Annotated in this window: 20 protein-coding genes and 2 tRNA genes; 12 read left to right on the top strand and 10 right to left on the bottom strand. The window is 42.7% G+C overall.

The features are described 5' to 3' along the window. The first annotated feature begins 90 nt into the window (after positions 1–90). Complete coding sequence (locus JUI58_RS26890; protein ID WP_275414290.1) at positions 91–216, top strand: hypothetical protein; 126 nt, start codon at positions 91–93, stop codon at positions 214–216. Between the two features lie 39 nt (positions 217–255). On the opposite strand, the gene JUI58_RS01730 is transcribed toward JUI58_RS26890, so the two are convergent. Further along, positions 256–2,391, bottom strand: coding sequence for an iron uptake porin (locus JUI58_RS01730; protein WP_348539815.1), 2,136 nt, complete (start codon positions 2,389–2,391; stop codon positions 256–258). Between the two features lie 452 nt (positions 2,392–2,843). Here JUI58_RS01730 and JUI58_RS01725 point away from each other — a divergent pair, with 452 nt between their 5' ends. From JUI58_RS01725 to JUI58_RS01700, 6 genes are all read left to right on the top strand, one after another. Further along, positions 2,844–3,494, top strand: coding sequence for a rhomboid family intramembrane serine protease (locus JUI58_RS01725; RefSeq protein WP_204102015.1), 651 nt, complete (start codon positions 2,844–2,846; stop codon positions 3,492–3,494). After that, positions 3,494–3,742, top strand: coding sequence for a TIGR02450 family Trp-rich protein (locus JUI58_RS01720; protein WP_204102014.1), 249 nt, complete (start codon positions 3,494–3,496; stop codon positions 3,740–3,742). Before JUI58_RS01725 ends, JUI58_RS01720 begins: the two co-directional genes overlap by 1 nt. A gap of 344 nt (positions 3,743–4,086) precedes the next feature. Beyond that, the gene (locus tag JUI58_RS01715) at positions 4,087–4,716 is read left to right on the top strand and encodes a hypothetical protein (RefSeq protein WP_204102013.1); all 630 of its coding nucleotides are present in this window, start codon (positions 4,087–4,089) and stop codon (positions 4,714–4,716) included. Between the two features lie 2 nt (positions 4,717–4,718). Further along, positions 4,719–5,324 carry an AHH domain-containing protein gene (locus JUI58_RS01710; RefSeq protein WP_204102012.1) on the top strand — a complete coding sequence of 202 codons (606 nt, stop codon included), beginning with the start codon at positions 4,719–4,721 and terminating at the stop codon, positions 5,322–5,324. A gap of 26 nt (positions 5,325–5,350) precedes the next feature. Next, positions 5,351–5,527 (top strand): hypothetical protein, encoded by a 177-nt coding sequence (locus tag JUI58_RS01705; RefSeq protein ID WP_204102011.1) that lies wholly within the window; start codon positions 5,351–5,353, stop codon positions 5,525–5,527. 92 nt (positions 5,528–5,619) lie between these two features. After that, a complete protein-coding gene (locus tag JUI58_RS01700; protein WP_204102010.1) occupies positions 5,620–6,723 on the top strand; it encodes a hypothetical protein in 1,104 nt (367 codons plus the stop codon). Positions 6,724–6,804: 81 nt separating this feature from the next. Here the strand turns inward: JUI58_RS01700 and JUI58_RS01695 are convergent, their stop codons facing one another. After that, on the bottom strand, positions 6,805–7,905 hold the full coding sequence (locus JUI58_RS01695) for a phosphotransacetylase family protein (RefSeq protein WP_204102009.1): 1,101 nt from the start codon (positions 7,903–7,905) through the stop codon (positions 6,805–6,807). A 77-nt stretch (positions 7,906–7,982) separates the two neighbouring features. Beyond that, positions 7,983–8,360: a type IV pilus biogenesis protein EbsA gene (ebsA, locus tag JUI58_RS01690; RefSeq protein WP_204102008.1), complete on the bottom strand. Its 378-nt coding sequence runs from the start codon at positions 8,358–8,360 to the stop codon at positions 7,983–7,985. A gap of 186 nt (positions 8,361–8,546) precedes the next feature. Between ebsA and JUI58_RS01685 the strand changes: the two genes are divergently transcribed. From JUI58_RS01685 to JUI58_RS01675, 3 genes are all read left to right on the top strand, one after another. Continuing rightward, positions 8,547–8,620, top strand: a tRNA-Pro gene (locus JUI58_RS01685). A 165-nt stretch (positions 8,621–8,785) separates the two neighbouring features. Next, positions 8,786–10,720, top strand: coding sequence for an ATP-dependent zinc metalloprotease FtsH (gene ftsH, locus JUI58_RS01680; protein WP_275414289.1), 1,935 nt, complete (start codon positions 8,786–8,788; stop codon positions 10,718–10,720). Positions 10,721–10,771: 51 nt separating this feature from the next. Further along, a tRNA-Leu gene (locus JUI58_RS01675) sits at positions 10,772–10,852 on the top strand. Positions 10,853–10,960: 108 nt separating this feature from the next. On the opposite strand, the gene mtnA is transcribed toward JUI58_RS01675, so the two are convergent. After that, complete coding sequence (mtnA, locus tag JUI58_RS01670; RefSeq protein ID WP_204102007.1) at positions 10,961–12,004, bottom strand: S-methyl-5-thioribose-1-phosphate isomerase; 1,044 nt, start codon at positions 12,002–12,004, stop codon at positions 10,961–10,963. A 125-nt stretch (positions 12,005–12,129) separates the two neighbouring features. Continuing rightward, positions 12,130–12,333 (bottom strand): hypothetical protein, encoded by a 204-nt coding sequence (locus JUI58_RS01665; protein WP_204102006.1) that lies wholly within the window; start codon positions 12,331–12,333, stop codon positions 12,130–12,132. A 15-nt stretch (positions 12,334–12,348) separates the two neighbouring features. Here JUI58_RS01665 and JUI58_RS01660 point away from each other — a divergent pair, with 15 nt between their 5' ends. After that, positions 12,349–12,552 carry an EamA family transporter gene (locus JUI58_RS01660; RefSeq protein WP_348539816.1) on the top strand — a complete coding sequence of 68 codons (204 nt, stop codon included), beginning with the start codon at positions 12,349–12,351 and terminating at the stop codon, positions 12,550–12,552. Between the two features lie 46 nt (positions 12,553–12,598). On the opposite strand, the gene JUI58_RS01655 is transcribed toward JUI58_RS01660, so the two are convergent. Both JUI58_RS01655 and JUI58_RS27540 read right to left on the bottom strand, forming a co-directional pair. After that, positions 12,599–12,820 (bottom strand): hypothetical protein, encoded by a 222-nt coding sequence (locus JUI58_RS01655; protein WP_204102004.1) that lies wholly within the window; start codon positions 12,818–12,820, stop codon positions 12,599–12,601. Between the two features lie 48 nt (positions 12,821–12,868). Continuing rightward, positions 12,869–13,114: an AAA-like domain-containing protein gene (locus JUI58_RS27540; protein WP_204102003.1), complete on the bottom strand. Its 246-nt coding sequence runs from the start codon at positions 13,112–13,114 to the stop codon at positions 12,869–12,871. A gap of 49 nt (positions 13,115–13,163) precedes the next feature. Here JUI58_RS27540 and JUI58_RS01645 point away from each other — a divergent pair, with 49 nt between their 5' ends. Continuing rightward, complete coding sequence (locus JUI58_RS01645; protein WP_204102002.1) at positions 13,164–13,700, top strand: pentapeptide repeat-containing protein; 537 nt, start codon at positions 13,164–13,166, stop codon at positions 13,698–13,700. A 118-nt stretch (positions 13,701–13,818) separates the two neighbouring features. Here JUI58_RS01645 and mtnC read toward each other — a convergent pair whose 3' ends face one another. Genes mtnC through JUI58_RS01630 form a run of 3 tightly spaced genes read right to left on the bottom strand, consistent with a single transcriptional unit; the run spans position 13,819 to position 15,737 of the window. Beyond that, positions 13,819–14,529, bottom strand: coding sequence for an acireductone synthase (mtnC, locus tag JUI58_RS01640; protein ID WP_204102001.1), 711 nt, complete (start codon positions 14,527–14,529; stop codon positions 13,819–13,821). Next, a complete protein-coding gene (gene mtnB / locus JUI58_RS01635; RefSeq protein ID WP_204102000.1) occupies positions 14,526–15,200 on the bottom strand; it encodes a methylthioribulose 1-phosphate dehydratase in 675 nt (224 codons plus the stop codon). Before mtnB ends, mtnC begins: the two co-directional genes overlap by 4 nt. Further along, entirely contained in the window at positions 15,201–15,737 is a 537-nt protein-coding gene (locus JUI58_RS01630; protein WP_204101999.1) for a cupin domain-containing protein, read from the bottom strand. It abuts the gene before it with no gap. Positions 15,738–16,091: the final 354 nt, after the last annotated feature.

Genomic DNA, 16,091 nt, shown 5'->3' with positions numbered 1-16,091 from the left:
CGGTTATTGTAGTTTTGTAGAAATAGCGAGCAAGATGCTCGCACTACCTCAATTATTGGTTATTGTAGTTTTGTAGAAATAGCGAGCAAGATGCTCGCACTCCTGGAAGATGAGACTATTCTCAACTCATTGTTGCGACAAGCCATTACCATTGAATTGATCGCCGCATTTCAAAATGTTGTTAATTCCTTAGAAAGCGATCGCCTAAGCGAATGATGTAGGGGCGTTTAATTAAACGCCCCGATAGAGTTCAAGTTAGAACGTAAATGTTGTTCTTAATGCTCCAATCACAATCGTATCATTAGCACTGTTATGCAGAGGATTAAAGAGAACGATCGCCCCAGGGGTGATGCTCAAATAATCCGTTATTTTGATACGATAAAATGCTTCAAGGTGATAGGTTCGTCCAGGTTGACCGCCTCCTGGAGCCGTGAGGATTTCCCCATTAGAAAAGAAACTGGGAACATTACGAGCTTGGATATTATTCGCATTATTTGCTGCCGGCATTGTACTGCTAATAATGCGCGGTGGCTGTCCGAAATAGATGCCTAATAAATTCCCCTCACCTCCTAAATCATTGAAGTTGAGGAAAGTCATCCAATTAATTGTATCGATGATGCCTTCACTCACAACATAATCGGAAGCGGTGTAACCAAACCAACTACCAAAAGTGACTTCGGGAATGATACGCCATTCTAGACCAATACCAAAAGCATTGGTAGTCATGGGCGCTCGTAGGTTGGTGCTGGTACTGGAATTATTGCCGATGACGAGGCGATCGTCCCCAACAGAAGTCCCCAAAAAGCCAAAGGGATCGTAGGCATTGATATATTGCAGGGTTACATCAATCTTATCCGAAGGGGAAACAACTAATTGCAACCCAACACTCGTCGAGGCGAAATCCCCACCAAATAAACTCCCGTTGATCCCATCCGCGAGAAAATTTGCGCCATAGACTCCTTGCAGGCTCAAACTATTGTTAATTTGCCAGTCGAAACCAATGCCGCTATCACCATTGCCGATGCTGAGAATGGGGTTACGCTGGGCAAAACGAGAAATGGGTCCGCTTCCTGCACTTTCGACGCGGTTGGTGCCTCGAAAAACGTTAACGGGGGACATTCCTTTCGGACCCACCATCAGGGCCAAGTTATTGGTGATGAGATGGCGATAGTTAAGGTCGCTTAAGCGAAAATCGTTGTCGTTGTCACCTTCAAAAGCTAAACCGACATAGTTAAAGAGCGATCGCGAACTCGGGGTGACGGTACTCCCATCTCCTGCTTGAAAACTGGTCAATAAGAGGCTGCGGGGACTGAATTGGGTAAAAAGACTGAGTTGAACATTATGAAGGAGGGTCGTTTCTGTATCTTGATCGATAAAGGTATTACCCGCCAAATTATAGTTATTGTTGGCGCTGCGTGCCGTTACCCCGAGAATTGCCTGTCCGAAGAGCTTGGTGGTGGTGGAAAAGGCATTATCTTCGAGAAATTGAACGCGACCCTCTAAATTATCGACTTTTGTACCGATGGTCGCCAGTTCCACTTCAAATTCTCGCATGAGGCGCTCTAGTACCTCCATGTCTTCTTTGGTGGCGAGATCGCTGGTGGCTGCGGCTAAAATCCGCTCGATTTGTTGCAAGCAGGCATTTAACCCGGCAGCAAATTCATAGCGGGTCATAGCGCGATCGCCGCGAAATGTGCCATTAGGATATCCAGCCACACAACTATAGCGCTCGATCAGATCGCTTAAGGCTTGAAATGCCCAATCTCCTGGAGACACATCTCGCAACTCGAAGACATCGTTAACTTGTGCCATCGGATCGGGATCGAGGGTTTCCTCGGGGGGGATGACAAGGGAAGGCCCAACTTCGGGTAAAGCCTCGGGGGTGACGGCAATCTTTGTTTCTGTTGCTGCGATCGCGTTAGGATTGGCTTCAACTTTGGCAGCAGCGAGATTCTGCACTTGGGGCTGAGATACGACACTCATGGGAATCAGCGTATCAAAACCGGATTCTAAGAGGGCAGAACGAGTCAGGGGATGCAGGGGAATGTTTTGTGAAGCTGTTGCTAGAATGGGGCGATCAAACTGGTCTGATAACTCTGATGAGGTATTCGCTAAGACGATCGCTTCTGCTTCTAAAATGTCGTTGTTTACAGTACCATTCGCTAGAATGGCAATCGGAGAAATTTGCGTTGTTGCTAATAGGGATTGAATCGAGATTTGCTTGGGGTTCAATTGGTTCTCACCGATCGCCAAAAGGGAAGAGGGAACTTCTAAAGTAGAGCGTTCGGAAGAGGCTGTGGTTACAGCAACAACCGGATCGGCCAAAATACCTAAACTGGTTAGCAATAATGCCGAAGATAGGGCTTTTTCGAGATTACTTTGGGATTTCACGAGATACTGACTCCTCAAAACACCAACAATGAATACAACAGAAGATTTTGAAAACTTCTGATTTGATAATTTTACGCATTTTAGGCGATCGCGATCGCCTAATTCTCGAAAAAATACAGGGATATCCTCTCAAACCCCTTTATTCTACTGGCTGTCATGCCCAGTGACACAGGAAAATAAAGAATTGTATTTTTCTTTCCTAAAAATAAATATAGCAATCAACAAGTTCCTTTTCTCTGTTTAAAATAATTCGAGCAATATTCTCGATTTTCTAGATATTTTAGACAATAATTTTCGTAACTAATTGATAGTTTAAATCTCGATCCATGCTTTTGCATGACAGAATTAGGCTCGAGGATGAGTGATGTGGCGATAACAAGAGGATTTTTCCTTTGCACTTCTCCTCGATCTGTCGCTTAAAATAAAAGATAAAGATGTGATGAGAAGCAACCATGAGCAACCCAGAGGAAAAATCAATAGCACGCGAGTTAAAAAACCACTTTTGGATATTGGGAACCTTTGTCGCGATTTTCTGGATTCTGGCGATCGTTGACCATAGTTCCTTAAGCTGTATGCTGGGCAATGCTGCCCAAATTGGACGATGCAGTTTAGGGAGAATTGGGCAATGCAGCTTAGGCCAATATGGTATCATCCCCCATAATCCCATCGGACTGCGAGGGATTTTGTTTGCACCGTTTCTGCATGGTAGTTGGGGACATTTAATTGCCAATACTGTCCCTTTCATTATTTTAGGTTGGTTTGTGATGCTGCAAGAAACCAGCGATTTCTTTATTGTGACGGCGATCGTGATGGTTGTTGCGGGAGGAGGAACTTGGGTTTTCGGTCAGCCATGTTCGTTTCACATTGGTGCGAGTAGTTTGATTTATGGCTACTTGGGTTTTCTCCTCTTCCGAGGCTATTATGAGCGTAATTTTACTTCTATTGCTCTCTCTGTTTTAGTTTTCTTTCTATATGGGGGAGTAGTTTGGGGCATTTTACCTTCTCAACCGGGTATCTCTTGGCAGGGTCATCTGTTTGGCTTTATTGGGGGAATTCTCGCTGCACGTTTCATTGGTAAAGCAAGACGGGCTTTGCGAGGATGATGGCTAAAAAACAAAAGTTACCTCATTTATTGGGGTCAAAGTGGACGGCGAAACAAAAAACATGGGGTTGGCGACATTTTCAAGTGGTCAATCGTAAAAATGAAGGCCGTTGGGTTTTTGCTGAGATGGTTGCTTCTTGCGATCCCACTGTTCGTTTTTGGTTGAATGCAAAACAGTTAAAAAATGATGAACTTTGGGATGCGGGTTGGAGGACGCTACAGGAAATGCAGGATAATCAAGATAAGTAGTTATGGTCATTCCAAATAAGAATAAAACACTATTTTCCGAAAGTCCCCCTTAACAAGGGGGATTTAGGGGGATCGAAAATTCTCAGACTTAACTGAAATGACTATATACAAAATTAATTGCATATTCAGTGCCAAAATTCCGGAGAATCTGCTCATTCATGTCCGTATTACTAGCGAGAACTTTTTAATCTACATTTTATCTGTTAAGTGATGATCACAAAAAATATTAAATTAGTCTAAAATTAGAACGGACTTTACATAAAAATCATATACTTTATAGGAAGTATATTTTGCGAAGTCATAATATATTGTAATAGTTAAATTTAGGCAAAGGAAATAAGATAGTGAATTTAATAATTAAGTATGTCACTCCAGGCTCTTTTACTTTACCTTCCAAATTTGGAATTCGTGTAGTAACCAGTTGGTATATTACCTATGCCCTACTCGCTTGTCTCCTATTTCTCTTTTCAGGAGAACTTGGGAATCAAAATCTTTCGGAAATTTTAGCAAATTGTTTATTTTATTTTCCAATAGCTATATGTATATATGGCTTTATTGGGATTGTGATAGATAAATTGCGCGGAAATAGTTTATATTATCCCGGTTTTTATTGGTATATATACCCTTTGGCAACGACAGTAATGATAGCTATATTTCTTATTTTTCTTTGCTTATCACTAATAGGGGTTAAATTTCCGAAGCCTCAGAATCAAATAATTAATCCAGATAATCTTCGTAAAGCTATTCGAGACTCTTCTTTTGAAGAATTTCAAGAAAATTTTAAAGACGCAATTGAAGAAATGAAAAAAATGGAACAAGCGGGAAAACTTGACCCTGAACAATCTGAAACGATACGCAAGTTAAGAAATTTAGATAGATCAAAATACAATAAAAAAGTAGGTTCTCTTCTTGATGAAGAAGAATTTGAAAGATTGTTTTTACTTCTCTTAATTTTAATGTCATTGGAGAAATAATTATGTCACATGAATTTTTCAAAATCAAAATACAACCAAATAGTCAAATTTTAAAATATCTTGCTATTATTCCAGGTAGCTACAGAATGAGATGGGATTCTAGTAGTGGAGAACTAAAGTTTTTTCATGACAAAAATCACAAAGAAATACTGTCTCTAAGAGTTAGCCCTGAAGAATTTACGCTGATACGTTTATTCTTGGACAATATAACTGATAAGTATACTGCTGAGGAAAAAGATCAAATCAAGAATGTTTTTCGTTCAAAGCATTTTCAAGGAGAAAAAGATTACCCAGCACATCATATCATTCCATTTCAATTGTTTAAGACGAGTAAATTATTGTTGGCAGCAAATAGACTCAACGTATTTTATAATGACCATCCTGACAATCGTCTTGTATTACCTGCAAGTTTTCACAAAGGTTCTCATCCGAAATATAGCAGATTTGTAGAAGATGTCTTAGAAGGAGAATGGTCTGATATTGTGAAATTTAATCAAGAATCTGATGCTGCTCAAATAAAACATACAATTTATCAGATTCTTCGTTTTCTCAAAGATAAAATACGAGAAATGAGGGCGGATGGGTTAGTTTCTATTGATAATATTTAAGGGAACTCAGTGCGGAAGGGCGAGTAGTGCTGACTTCTTCTACTGCTACTCAAACTTCCTTTCAGCAGGATGGTGCGATGCTTTCTCTTTGTACACAATACCTCGTTGAAGGTCTTGAAACTGGAGCGGCTGCTTGCGATGGAAAAGCTGTGATTTACGCTCGCGAACTGCACGAGTATGCCAAGAGAAAAGATAATATTTAGGTTTTGCGATCGCAATCCTCCTGAAAAGACAAACAAAAACAGAATTGGCACAATTTATCCCGATTCTTCCTGTTTACCTCTGAAGTTTGTGAATGGGTGTTTTTGCTATATCAATTATGCGATCGCAATTCAAAATCAAAACAATTATTCTTCCTAAACCTCACCACAGCGATCCCCCAGGACTTTGGATCGGTGTAACTTTTGTTTCGATCGCGTTTCATCTGTGCTTATTCTGGATGTTGCGATCGGCAATATTGGCAGAAAAATCCGGTCATGCAGGAGAAATAATTGTCCCTATTGAAACGATCGCGATCGCAGCAGAAAAACCGAAAACTCAACCCACTCGCGTCCCCAAGCAAAGCGATCGCAGCCAAAAACAATCTTTAGTTTCTGCTGCTGTCTCTTCCTCTACCCAAAAAAGAACTCATCCCAAAAGCATTACTCCTAAAACCTCTCCAAAACCTCCGACTCCAACTCCTTCCCCTCAAAAAAATAATCCACCTCCAAAACCTCCAACTCCAACTCCTTCCCCTCAAAAAAATAATCCACCTCCAAAACCTCCAACTCCAACTCCTTCCCCTCGAAAAAATACCCCACCTCCAAAACCTCCAACTCCAACTCCTTCCCCTCGAAAAAATACCCCACCCCCAAAACCTCCAACTCCAACCCCTCCACCAGCAACCCCAAAACCTCCAACTCCAACTCCTCCACCAGAAACTCCCAAACCGACTCCAACTCCTTCACCAGAAACCCCTAAACCGACTCCAACTCCTTCACCAGAAACCCCTAAACCGACTCCAACCCCTTCACCGGAAACCCCCACTCCCTCCGATGGCGATCGCTTTATAGCAACTATTGGCGATCTGCAACTCACTCAAGGCGATCGCGATATTCCCGATCGCCTTGCAAGACGCAAACAAAATGAGAAACAATTGAACGCGATCGACTATTTAACTCCCCTCGGACTTAATATTGAGGGAGAATTTGCGATCGAAGTTGTTGCGGAGATCGACAGTAATGGTAAACCCTCAGTTTATCCAGAATCTATACAAGTTCTTTCTGGTAATATTCCCTTAGAAAAAGCCAAGAAATTAGCGATAAAAATTATCGAACAATGGGAATTTGAACCAACTTATATGGGTAGTGAACCTGTTGTGCAAGAATATCGCATTCGTTTAAGCACCCGTCGTTTTTAGCTTTGTGATGAGAGAAATAAAAAAGCGATCGCGAAATGCGCGATCGCCCCTATAACGAGTAACTGTTGCCCCTTGCCTGTTTTACACTTCTACTGTTGCAGGTTCTAATACCAAAGCCTTCATCAGGCGATCGATATCAAAATGCTGCTGCATCAAGTCTCGAATACAATCTACTTTAATGGCTTCTTGTAAGCGAACTTGGCCGAAAGCGCGATCGGCAATTTCCACCGTTGTCAATGTATCCAAATCAACAGATAAAATGGGAATTTCCAAATCTTCAGCGCGAGTGAGAACAAAATCTTGGGGAGGGGCATGACCCGTTAAAATCAAACAATTAGTTGAGGTTTCCAAAGCCGCTAATTGTAGTTCGCTGCGATCGCCCCCCGTTACCACAGCCATATTTTTACCCTTGCGGAAATACTCCAAAGCCGAATTTACATTCATCGCCCCAATTGTCAGGGTTTCCACCATTAAATCCAAGCGATCTTCCCGACAGAGAATTTTAGCCTTCAGTTTCTTGGCCAATTCGCGAACACTGACACTGCGTAAGAGATTATTGCGAGGTAATCGACCAAAAACCTCGATATTTTGTCTTTCTAGAAACGGTTGGATCTCCGTTTCTACCCCTTGCCAATCCTCTTCAGGGATATCGCTAATCAAAACCCCTAAAAGGCGATCGCCTAAGCTAATTTTGGCAGCTAGGAGGCGATCGAGCAATTCTAGGGAATGATACCGTGCCACCAATAAAACTGACGAATCCAATTGCTCGGCCATTTGGTTCAACGATAAATCAAATAGCTGCCCTTCCGAAAGAGTCGAGGGACCTTCAAGCAAAATTAAATCCCCTGCGATATTACTAACGTAAGTATCGAGTAGTTTTGTGTTATCTTGCCTCTGTCCGTTTTGTAACTGTTTGCGGATAGTTAATTCATCCAAACAGAGTATTGGGGCTTTGCGGTGGCGTTCTGAAAGATGGAGTGCGCCCGCCATAAAACGAACATCCTCTTCGCTTGTACCGGTAAGATTCCGATCCAGACTTTGACTGGGATAGGTTCCCAGAGGCTTTCCATAACCGATCTCGACTCCTTTTTGCTGAAGTTGATGGGCTATCCCGATAATCGTTGCGGACTTCCCACCGTACACTTCAGTCGATCCGACTAATAAACATTTGGTCTTCGGCATCACCCTCACTCCGTTGCATTTTGTACTCTAATTGATTGAATTTTTTTGACTGAATCCTGTTGACTTATCCTGTTGACTTATCCTTCGGCTCGTAATAATTTACGATAAAAACCTCTAGAAAAATCGGTAACTTTAGTGCGTTTGTAACTCGCAATTACTTCAATTAAGTGATCTACAAAGTCTGAATTTTGCATATCGACTTCGTAACTGAGTTCCGCATTGCCATCAAATTGCAGGCGACAGCGAGTGAGTTCTGCCGGGAGTTTGGAAACAAACCACGTAGCAACAAAAGGAACGCCTTCCTCTCGGCCTTCAATGGGGCGTTCTCCCTCGAGAGAACCTGTTTGGTAGAGGCCGATCGCATAAGGGAGAATTTGGCGTTTCTGCCCTTGAAAGTAAGGTTGATATACCATCCACACTGCTTTCTGAGCGGGTTTGAGGCTATCTAAAGACATGGCAAATCTTCTCGAACTTCCCTGTATAATATGCCTATCTTACAGAACTTAGTGGCAAACCCCTAAAGATAATTGATCGAATTAGATAATTTACTCAAGATTTTGTCTGGCGATCGTGTTTCATCTTCTTAAAAAGGGAGAAAAAAGGTGTTATAATCCGCAACTGTAGGAAAAAATATTTTGCGCCGGGATGTAGCGCAGCTTGGTAGCGCACTTCGTTCGGGACGAAGGGGCCGCAGGTTCAAATCCTGTCATCCCGATATAAATGAAAACTCTGGGAAACTTATATTTTCAGCTAAATTTCAGCTAAAATGGTTAGCAGTTGAGCGATCGCGCTTTAGCATCGCTATGCGATCGACAAGCAACTTTGATGAACTTCTTTGATGAATTTCTCCAGTATGAATTTCTCCAGTATGAGTTTCTCCATGAAAGCGCCTACTTTGAAAAAACAGCACTTCATTAATACAGACCATAATCCCAAGCACCCCTCGGTAAATTCTCGTAGAAAGCCCTCTCTTCGTCCTCTACTCAGTATTGCCGCTACATGGGTTCTCCTTCAGAGTTGCCTGACGGGAATGCCCGCGATCGCCCAAGAAAAAAAAGAACCTCTTTCCTACACTCAACTCCTCGAAAAAGTGGAAAAAGGGGATGTTCTGAATGTTGAACTCGATCCTTCCACAGGAGTCGCTAAAGTTGAGATTCGCGGGGAAGAGGAACCGACGAGAATTAAATTGTTCGACGAAGACCCCACATTGGTCGAAAAATTACGAAAACAAGGCATAGAGATTGACGTACAGCCATCTGGCGACCCCTCCGCAACCCTGGGACTCATTGCCAATCTTGCGCTTTTATTTATTCTCTTTTTCATCGTCATTATGATTTTGAGGCGATCGGCGGCCTCCTCGGGACAAGCGCTCAATTTTGGCAAGTCTCGGGCGCGGTTTCAAATGGAAGCCAAAACGGGCATCGCCTTTAATGATGTTGCCGGTATTGATGAAGCCAAAGAAGAATTGCAAGAAGTCGTCACTTTCCTGAAAGAAACCGAACGCTTTACCTCTATTGGTGCGAGAATTCCCAAAGGGGTTTTGCTCATTGGTCCTCCTGGTACGGGAAAAACTCTCTTGGCAAAAGCCGTTGCGGGAGAAGCAGGGGTTCCCTTTTTTAGCATCTCGGGATCGGAGTTTGTGGAGATGTTTGTGGGAGTTGGGGCTTCGCGGGTGCGAGATTTATTCCGCAAAGCCAAGGAAAATGCCCCTTGTTTGATTTTTATCGATGAAATTGATGCAGTGGGTCGCCAACGCGGTGCCGGGATCGGGGGAGGCAATGACGAACGAGAACAAACCCTTAACCAACTCCTGACGGAAATGGATGGCTTTGAAGGCAATACGGGGATTATTATTATTGCGGCAACCAATCGTCCTGATGTCTTAGATTCTGCCTTATTACGTCCGGGGCGTTTCGATCGCCAAGTAATGGTAGATTTACCCGGCTACAAAGGACGTTTGGGCATTTTGGAAGTTCATGCCCAAAACAAAAAAGTCTCTTCCGACGTTTCTTTGGACAGTATTGCCCGTAAAACGCCTGGTTTATCTGGGGCAGATTTGGCGAACTTGCTCAACGAAGCTGCTATTTTAACTGCCCGTCGTCGTAAGGAGGAAATTACTCCTCTGGAAGTGGACGATGCGATCGATCGCGTCACCATTGGTATGACCTTAAATCCTTTACTTGATGGCAAGAAAAAGCGTCTCATTGCCTATCACGAAGTCGGTCACGCCCTTTTAATGACTCTACTAGAAAATACTTTTCCTTTGAGTAAAGTGACAATTATTCCGCGATCGGGGGGAATTGGCGGTTTTGCCCAACCTTTATTAGATGAGGATTCCCTGGATAGCGGTAACTTCAGCCGTGCGGTATTGCTCGATCGCATTACGGTTTCCCTGGGGGGAAGGGCAGCAGAACAAGAGGTTTTTGGGGATGCAGAAGTAACCATTGGTGCAATGGGTGATGTTCGCGCTGTTGCCAATATCGCCCGAGAGATGGTCACGCGCTACGGGATGTCGGACCTGGGACCAATGGCTTTAGAACCCCCGGATAATGAGGTTTTCTTGGGGGGAGGTTGGCAAACGCGATCGGAGTATTCCGAGGAAGTCTCCGCGAAAATCGATCGCGCTGTGCGATCGCTGGCGTTTGAGGGTTACGAAAAGGCTCGGGAGATTATCCGCGTCCATCGTCCGGTGATGGATCGCCTGGTCGATCTCTTAATTGACCAAGAAACTATTGAGGGGGATGAGTTCCGTAAAATTGTGGCGAGTTATGTTAAGTTGCCCAAAAAACAACGGGAACTTTCTTTAGCAAAATGATTGCAATTTGCCCCTAAAATCTGTTATACTCATTAACTGTCAAACGAAAGCGCGGATGTGGTGGAATTGGTAGACACGCACGCTTGAGGGGCGTGTGGCTAGCCCGTGCGAGTTCGAGTCTCGCCATCCGCATGATTCTTGAGTAAGTTAATCATAAGTTAATCGTTCTGAAACATTCCCTCAATCAGAATGATTAACTTATTTTATTAACTTATTTTATTAACTTATTTTATATTATTTTTATGCCTGAAACTTCTTTAATTCTTCTGGTTTTACGGCTCCTTTTTCGGTAATAATTGCCTCAATTAAAGTTGCAGGAGTGACATCAAAAGCAGGATTATAAAAATCAACGCCATCGGGACAAAGCCGAGTTTCTCCTACTTGATAAATCTCTTTTGCATCTCTTTCTTCAATGGGAATTTCTGTTCCTGTTTCTAACTTAAAATCAACAGTTGAAAGGGGTGCAGCAACAAAAAAGGGTACATTATGTGCCTTGGCAATAACTGCGAGTCCATAAGTTCCTATTTTATTGGCGGCATCACCATTGGCAGCAATGCGATCGGCTCCCACAACAACCGCATGAATTAAGCCTTGTTTCATGCAATGCGCCGCCATATTATCAGTAATCACTGTTACGGGAATGCCTTCTTGTACGCATTCCCAAGAGGTCAGTTTTCCTCCTTGAAGACGAGGGCGAGTTTCGTCAGCATAGACTCGAGTGAGGCGATCGCCTTGCCATGCCGATCGCACGACACCTAAAGCAGTTCCATAACCTGCCGTTGCTAAAGCTCCAGCATTACAGTGGGTTAAAAGAGTTAGTTTTTGCGGCGTTTTTGGCAGCGCTTTTAAGCCATTATCGCCAATATCTTTACAGGTTTGTAGGTCTTCTGTTTGAATGGCTTGGGCGGTTTCTAACAATGCGGCTTTAATCTCTTCTACGCTACCGGATGTTGCTTGGGCGGTTTGCAGTTGACGGGCGATCGCCCAGAATAAATTAACGGCGGTGGGACGAGTTTGGCGCAGTTTTTGGGCGACTTCTTCCAATTCTACGAGGAAAGTTGCGCGATCGCCGCTTTGAATTTCCCTCGCCCCCAAATACATTCCATAGGCCGCCGCAACCCCGATCGCCGGGGCACCGCGCACGATCATGGTTTTAATGGCTTTGGCCATGGTATCGCTGTCGGCGATGGCCACAGTGGTATATTCGGCGGGAAGGCGCGTTTGGTCGATGAGAATGGCGCGATCGCCTTCCCAAATAACGGGATATATTTCTGAGAAACTCATAGCAATAAGGGGATGGACTTGCTTCTAGGGTAAGGTGAAGGGGCGATCGCAGGCAAGAGGGGAAATCTTCGCGATCGATAAGTGCTTCTTTTGCGATCCTAATAATCTACCCCCATTTTTCAACTTTACCCTATGGTGATGAGTCGAATTGCTGCCCGTATTTCTGTGCCTCCGATCGCTTTAGCTTTGTTAGCAATTGTCTCAATGCAAGGAGGAGCCGCCTTCGCAAAATCTCTCTTTCCAGAGGTTGGAGCAGGAGGAGTGTTATTTATGCGAGTTAGGTTTTGCTGCAATTCTCCTTTTTGTTCTTTGGCGACCCAAATTAACACTTCAGATCCGCGAGAATTTTAAATTATTGTGCCTTTTTGGTCGCATTGCGATCGCTTCCTCTCAATGTTTTTGGTATCTTAAAAAGTTTGGAACCCGTTGCGGCTGCCCTTGCTGGTTTGTTGGTACTGGGAGAAATGTTAACCTTAAGAGCAACACTGGCAATTCTTTTGATTTCCCTCGCTGCTGCGGGAGTTTCTCGGTTTCGCGATCGCACTTGAGAATGAAACCCTAGGGTATCTTGAAGGGGCGATCGCGGGCAAAAAATTAATCTACCACGCGAATAAACCCCATTCTAACGCGCTCATAAATGGCACGCACGCGATCGCTTTGTTCGTGGGTTAGGGCAGAATCATTCAAAAGGGCATTTTGCAAGACCTGGCGATCGCGGAGGGTAATTTTTCCCGTCGCGAAAATTTTTTCAATGCTGCTTTGCAGGTTCATAGGAATAATGGTGTGAGAATCCGGTAATTCTGAAGGTTTGAACATGGATCTTAGCAGGTAGGGGGTAAGACCCATCAGAGTCTATGCTTTTTACTATGCCTTATTCTCTCGCGAGTGTAAATAGCGCGAGTGTAAATAGATAAAATAGGATTCGACGACCTGTTTAAAGGCTTCTAACAGCGAAGGATGCTGCTGAAAATACCAAAGGCATCGATGGAGATGATCCCTGTAAATTCCTGTATCTGTGGAATGGGTTGCTCCTTTGCCATGATTCGCGCAGGATAATCCGTTAAAGATTGTTGAGATGTTCCTCTGTTGTAGAATAAACTGATGATTCAACAAATTTTAAAACTTCTTCAATATTTTTCATGATTTTTAAAGTTTTGCCATGAGACAACAGCATCGAGTTCAAAATAAATTCAAAATCTGGTTGCAGCGTTTCTTCGGATTGTTAGCTATTTTATTAATGGCGGTATTTTGGTTAATTCTCGGCGCACGTCCGGCTTTAGCACAAGAGAATACTGTTAACTATACACTCACGCAATTGCGCGATCGCGATTTCTCTGGGCAAAATTTGTCGGGTGCAAGTTTTGCAGGGGCAGATTTACGAAGATGTAATTTTAATCATGCTAATCTACAAGGAACAATTTTGACGAAAGCTACTTTTGTCAAGGCAGATTTATCCGGTGCAAATTTGAGCGGTGCATTAATGGATCGGGTCAATTTTGAGTCTTCTGATTTAAGCAATGCGATCGTAACTAATGTTATTGCAACCAGTACCCACTTTGTTGATACTGATATTACAGGAGCAGATTTTTCCGAGGCTATTTTAGATCGTTATCAAGTTAGTTTGATGTGCGATCGCGCTAAAGGCATTAATCCGGTGACGGGAGTTGCAACCCGAGAGAGTTTATTCTGTGATTGAATCAGGAATTTTTAGTTAAGATTTCCAGCATCTAAACAGTTAGTTTCTAAATTCGATTTCTGTTTTTCAATCTCATCTCCTACATCATAATAGCGCGATCGCAGCAAAGTTTTGAATCTTATCCCTTGTGAATAAATACCTCTTGAAAAGACTCCACTTCCGGCACTTCACACCAAGATTCAGTTCCCGATCGCTTCACATGAACAACTTGTAAACCTATCTCCCTTGCAGCCTCTAATTCTGCTGGAACATCTGAAAAAAATACGATTTCAGCAGCAGAAAAGCCTAAAATCTTAACAATTTTTTGGTAACTAAGCGCTTCTTTTTTATTCCCAGTTGTCAAATCGAAATAATGAGAAAATAATGGGGTCAAATCTCCGTCTAAAGTGTGACTGAAAAACATTTTTTGTGTTCCGATCGACCCAGAAGAATAAATCCCTAACTGTAGACCAGATCGTTGCCATTCTTCGAGTCGAGGCTTGACATCTGGGTAAAGATGTGAATGAAATGCACCGCTTTCAAAGCCTTCTTGCCAAATCAGTCCTTGAATTGATTTTAATGCAGGATGTTTGCGATCGCTGTCGATCCATTCGATTAATATCTCGATCGCTTCATTTAACTCGATATCTCGATCTTTTTCTGCTTTAACCGTTTGCTTTGTTAATGCGATCGCCGTCGTCACCACCTCTAAATTTTGGGCTTCTAAAACAAACTGTTTCAGCCTTTCTCTCGAGTAAGGAAACATGACCTTATGGACAAATTGAATATCGGAAGTCGTCCCCTCAATATCCAACAAAATATAGCTTACTCCTGTCAGTGTTATTGTCATCCCAATCTTAACTCCAATAAACGACACTCGAAGAGAAATTCCCAGGCTTCAACATAGCGTTTTGCCATTTGAATTGTGTTTCCCCAAGTATATAAACCATGACCCGCGATCGCAAATCCAAATAACTCATCACGATCGGTTAAATGTTGAGTTAAATATTGAGTTAAATTTTCAGAAAATTCAACCATATTTTGGGAATTGGGAAATACAGGAAGCGTTACTTTTGTTTCATGACTATTAATTCCTGCAAAGGCTTTTTGAATTTCGTAACCTTCAAAGGAAATTTCTCGAAACTCAGCAAAATTTTCCCCCGATTTGAGATACCTTTTTGATAGGACTGTAGACGCAGGAGAATGGGTATGAAAAACGCAGTCAACGGATTTCCAATTATAAATACTGAGATGAATTAAGGTTTCTGCTGAAGGTTTTGCAGTTTCTGGTTCTATAGTTTTTCCAGCTTCATCAACCAGCATTAAATCTTCTGGTTTAAATTGGGTTTTATCTCGTCCTGATTGAGAAATTGCAAATACATTTCGTTGTCGATCTGCAATGAATGAAAAATTAGAACTGGTCGCAGGAGTCCAACCGCGACTTCCAAAAAAACGAACTGCATTTGAAAGCTCGATCGCCTTCAATTGTGTCTCTTCCTCTTGCAACCATTGTGCCTTCATTTAGACTCGAACCTCCGTATTAGTATAGCGAGGCACCCATCCTTCTGTGCCGGTAAAATACCGTACAGCCTTAATGCGTCGCGACGATGTTAAATAAAACCAATGTTCCGTATTTTTCGGTACATTGATATATTCCCCTGCTTCCACTTTTAACGCAATTTGAGAAGCATCCGATCGCACAAAGCCAAATATGCCTTCTCCATCCACAATGTAACGCACTTCATCATCATCGTGAGTATGACATTTAGCGAATTTTGATAATAGTTCGTCCAGTTGAGGAATATTAGGGTGCAAAACAATAATATCTCGACTTTGATATCCACCTTCTGCTTGTAATTGATGGAAATAATGGTCTAATTCCTGCAATACTGACTCTTTTTCTGGTTCGTCTAAAGACTCTTTTGCAAGCAAGTCCCTGGTTTGCGGATTATCTCCCATCGGCCAGCGATCGAGTTTAATCGATAAAGGTGCAAGTTCAGTCTGAATTTTGTTTAAATCTGTAATGATTTGTTGGTTTTCAAATTTTAGTTCAGCCATACCTAATTTTCCTCTGTCGTTAAAGGCGCAAATTCTAACCCCTAGCATACTACGATGAGAAAATTATACTATTCTAGCTTTGTTTTTACCAGATCGCCTTCGGAGGAGTATCTCTCATCATTCATCGCAAAATTGGCTTAATTTGAAAATAAGACAATCTCCCCATAACAACCCATAAGATGGTAAAATGTAGTGGACTATACACCTATCGAAGGTTTGCTTTTTAACATGGAAGCGCCTTTTTTCCAAGGAAAGAAGTCAGGAACTCACCGCTAAACGCTTGAGCTTTCTAGCGGGAGCTTGAGGGAATCCTCATCTCCAACCTGACCAGTCTAAGCGTTAAATCGCTACGTT

The sequence above is a fragment of the Spirulina sp. CCY15215 genome (assembly GCF_016888125.1).
Taxonomy (GTDB): domain Bacteria; phylum Cyanobacteriota; class Cyanobacteriia; order Cyanobacteriales; family Spirulinaceae; genus CCY15215.
Note: the sequence above shows the minus strand (reverse complement) of the source record. Positions and strands in the feature narration are given on the sequence as shown.

What these genes read in the sequence shown, in the direction of transcription:
- JUI58_RS01700 (WP_204102010.1), top strand. Translation starts at nt 5,620, where the DNA reads ATGGGTGTTTTTGCTATATCAATTATGCGATCGCAATTCAAAATCAAA.
- JUI58_RS01630 (WP_204101999.1), bottom strand. Translation starts at nt 15,737, where the DNA reads ATGGCTGAACTAAAATTTGAAAACCAACAAATCATTACAGATTTAAAC.
- ebsA (WP_204102008.1), bottom strand. Translation starts at nt 8,360, where the DNA reads ATGTCTTTAGATAGCCTCAAACCCGCTCAGAAAGCAGTGTGGATGGTA.
- JUI58_RS26890 (WP_275414290.1), top strand. Translation starts at nt 91, where the DNA reads ATGCTCGCACTCCTGGAAGATGAGACTATTCTCAACTCATTGTTGCGA.
- JUI58_RS01655 (WP_204102004.1), bottom strand. Translation starts at nt 12,820, where the DNA reads ATGTTCAAACCTTCAGAATTACCGGATTCTCACACCATTATTCCTATG.
- JUI58_RS01710 (WP_204102012.1), top strand. Translation starts at nt 4,719, where the DNA reads ATGTCACATGAATTTTTCAAAATCAAAATACAACCAAATAGTCAAATT.
- JUI58_RS01725 (WP_204102015.1), top strand. Translation starts at nt 2,844, where the DNA reads ATGAGCAACCCAGAGGAAAAATCAATAGCACGCGAGTTAAAAAACCAC.
- ftsH (WP_275414289.1), top strand. Translation starts at nt 8,786, where the DNA reads ATGAAAGCGCCTACTTTGAAAAAACAGCACTTCATTAATACAGACCAT.
- mtnC (WP_204102001.1), bottom strand. Translation starts at nt 14,529, where the DNA reads ATGACAATAACACTGACAGGAGTAAGCTATATTTTGTTGGATATTGAG.
- mtnA (WP_204102007.1), bottom strand. Translation starts at nt 12,004, where the DNA reads ATGAGTTTCTCAGAAATATATCCCGTTATTTGGGAAGGCGATCGCGCC.
- JUI58_RS01720 (WP_204102014.1), top strand. Translation starts at nt 3,494, where the DNA reads ATGGCTAAAAAACAAAAGTTACCTCATTTATTGGGGTCAAAGTGGACG.
- JUI58_RS01695 (WP_204102009.1), bottom strand. Translation starts at nt 7,905, where the DNA reads ATGCCGAAGACCAAATGTTTATTAGTCGGATCGACTGAAGTGTACGGT.
- JUI58_RS01645 (WP_204102002.1), top strand. Translation starts at nt 13,164, where the DNA reads ATGAGACAACAGCATCGAGTTCAAAATAAATTCAAAATCTGGTTGCAG.
- mtnB (WP_204102000.1), bottom strand. Translation starts at nt 15,200, where the DNA reads ATGAAGGCACAATGGTTGCAAGAGGAAGAGACACAATTGAAGGCGATC.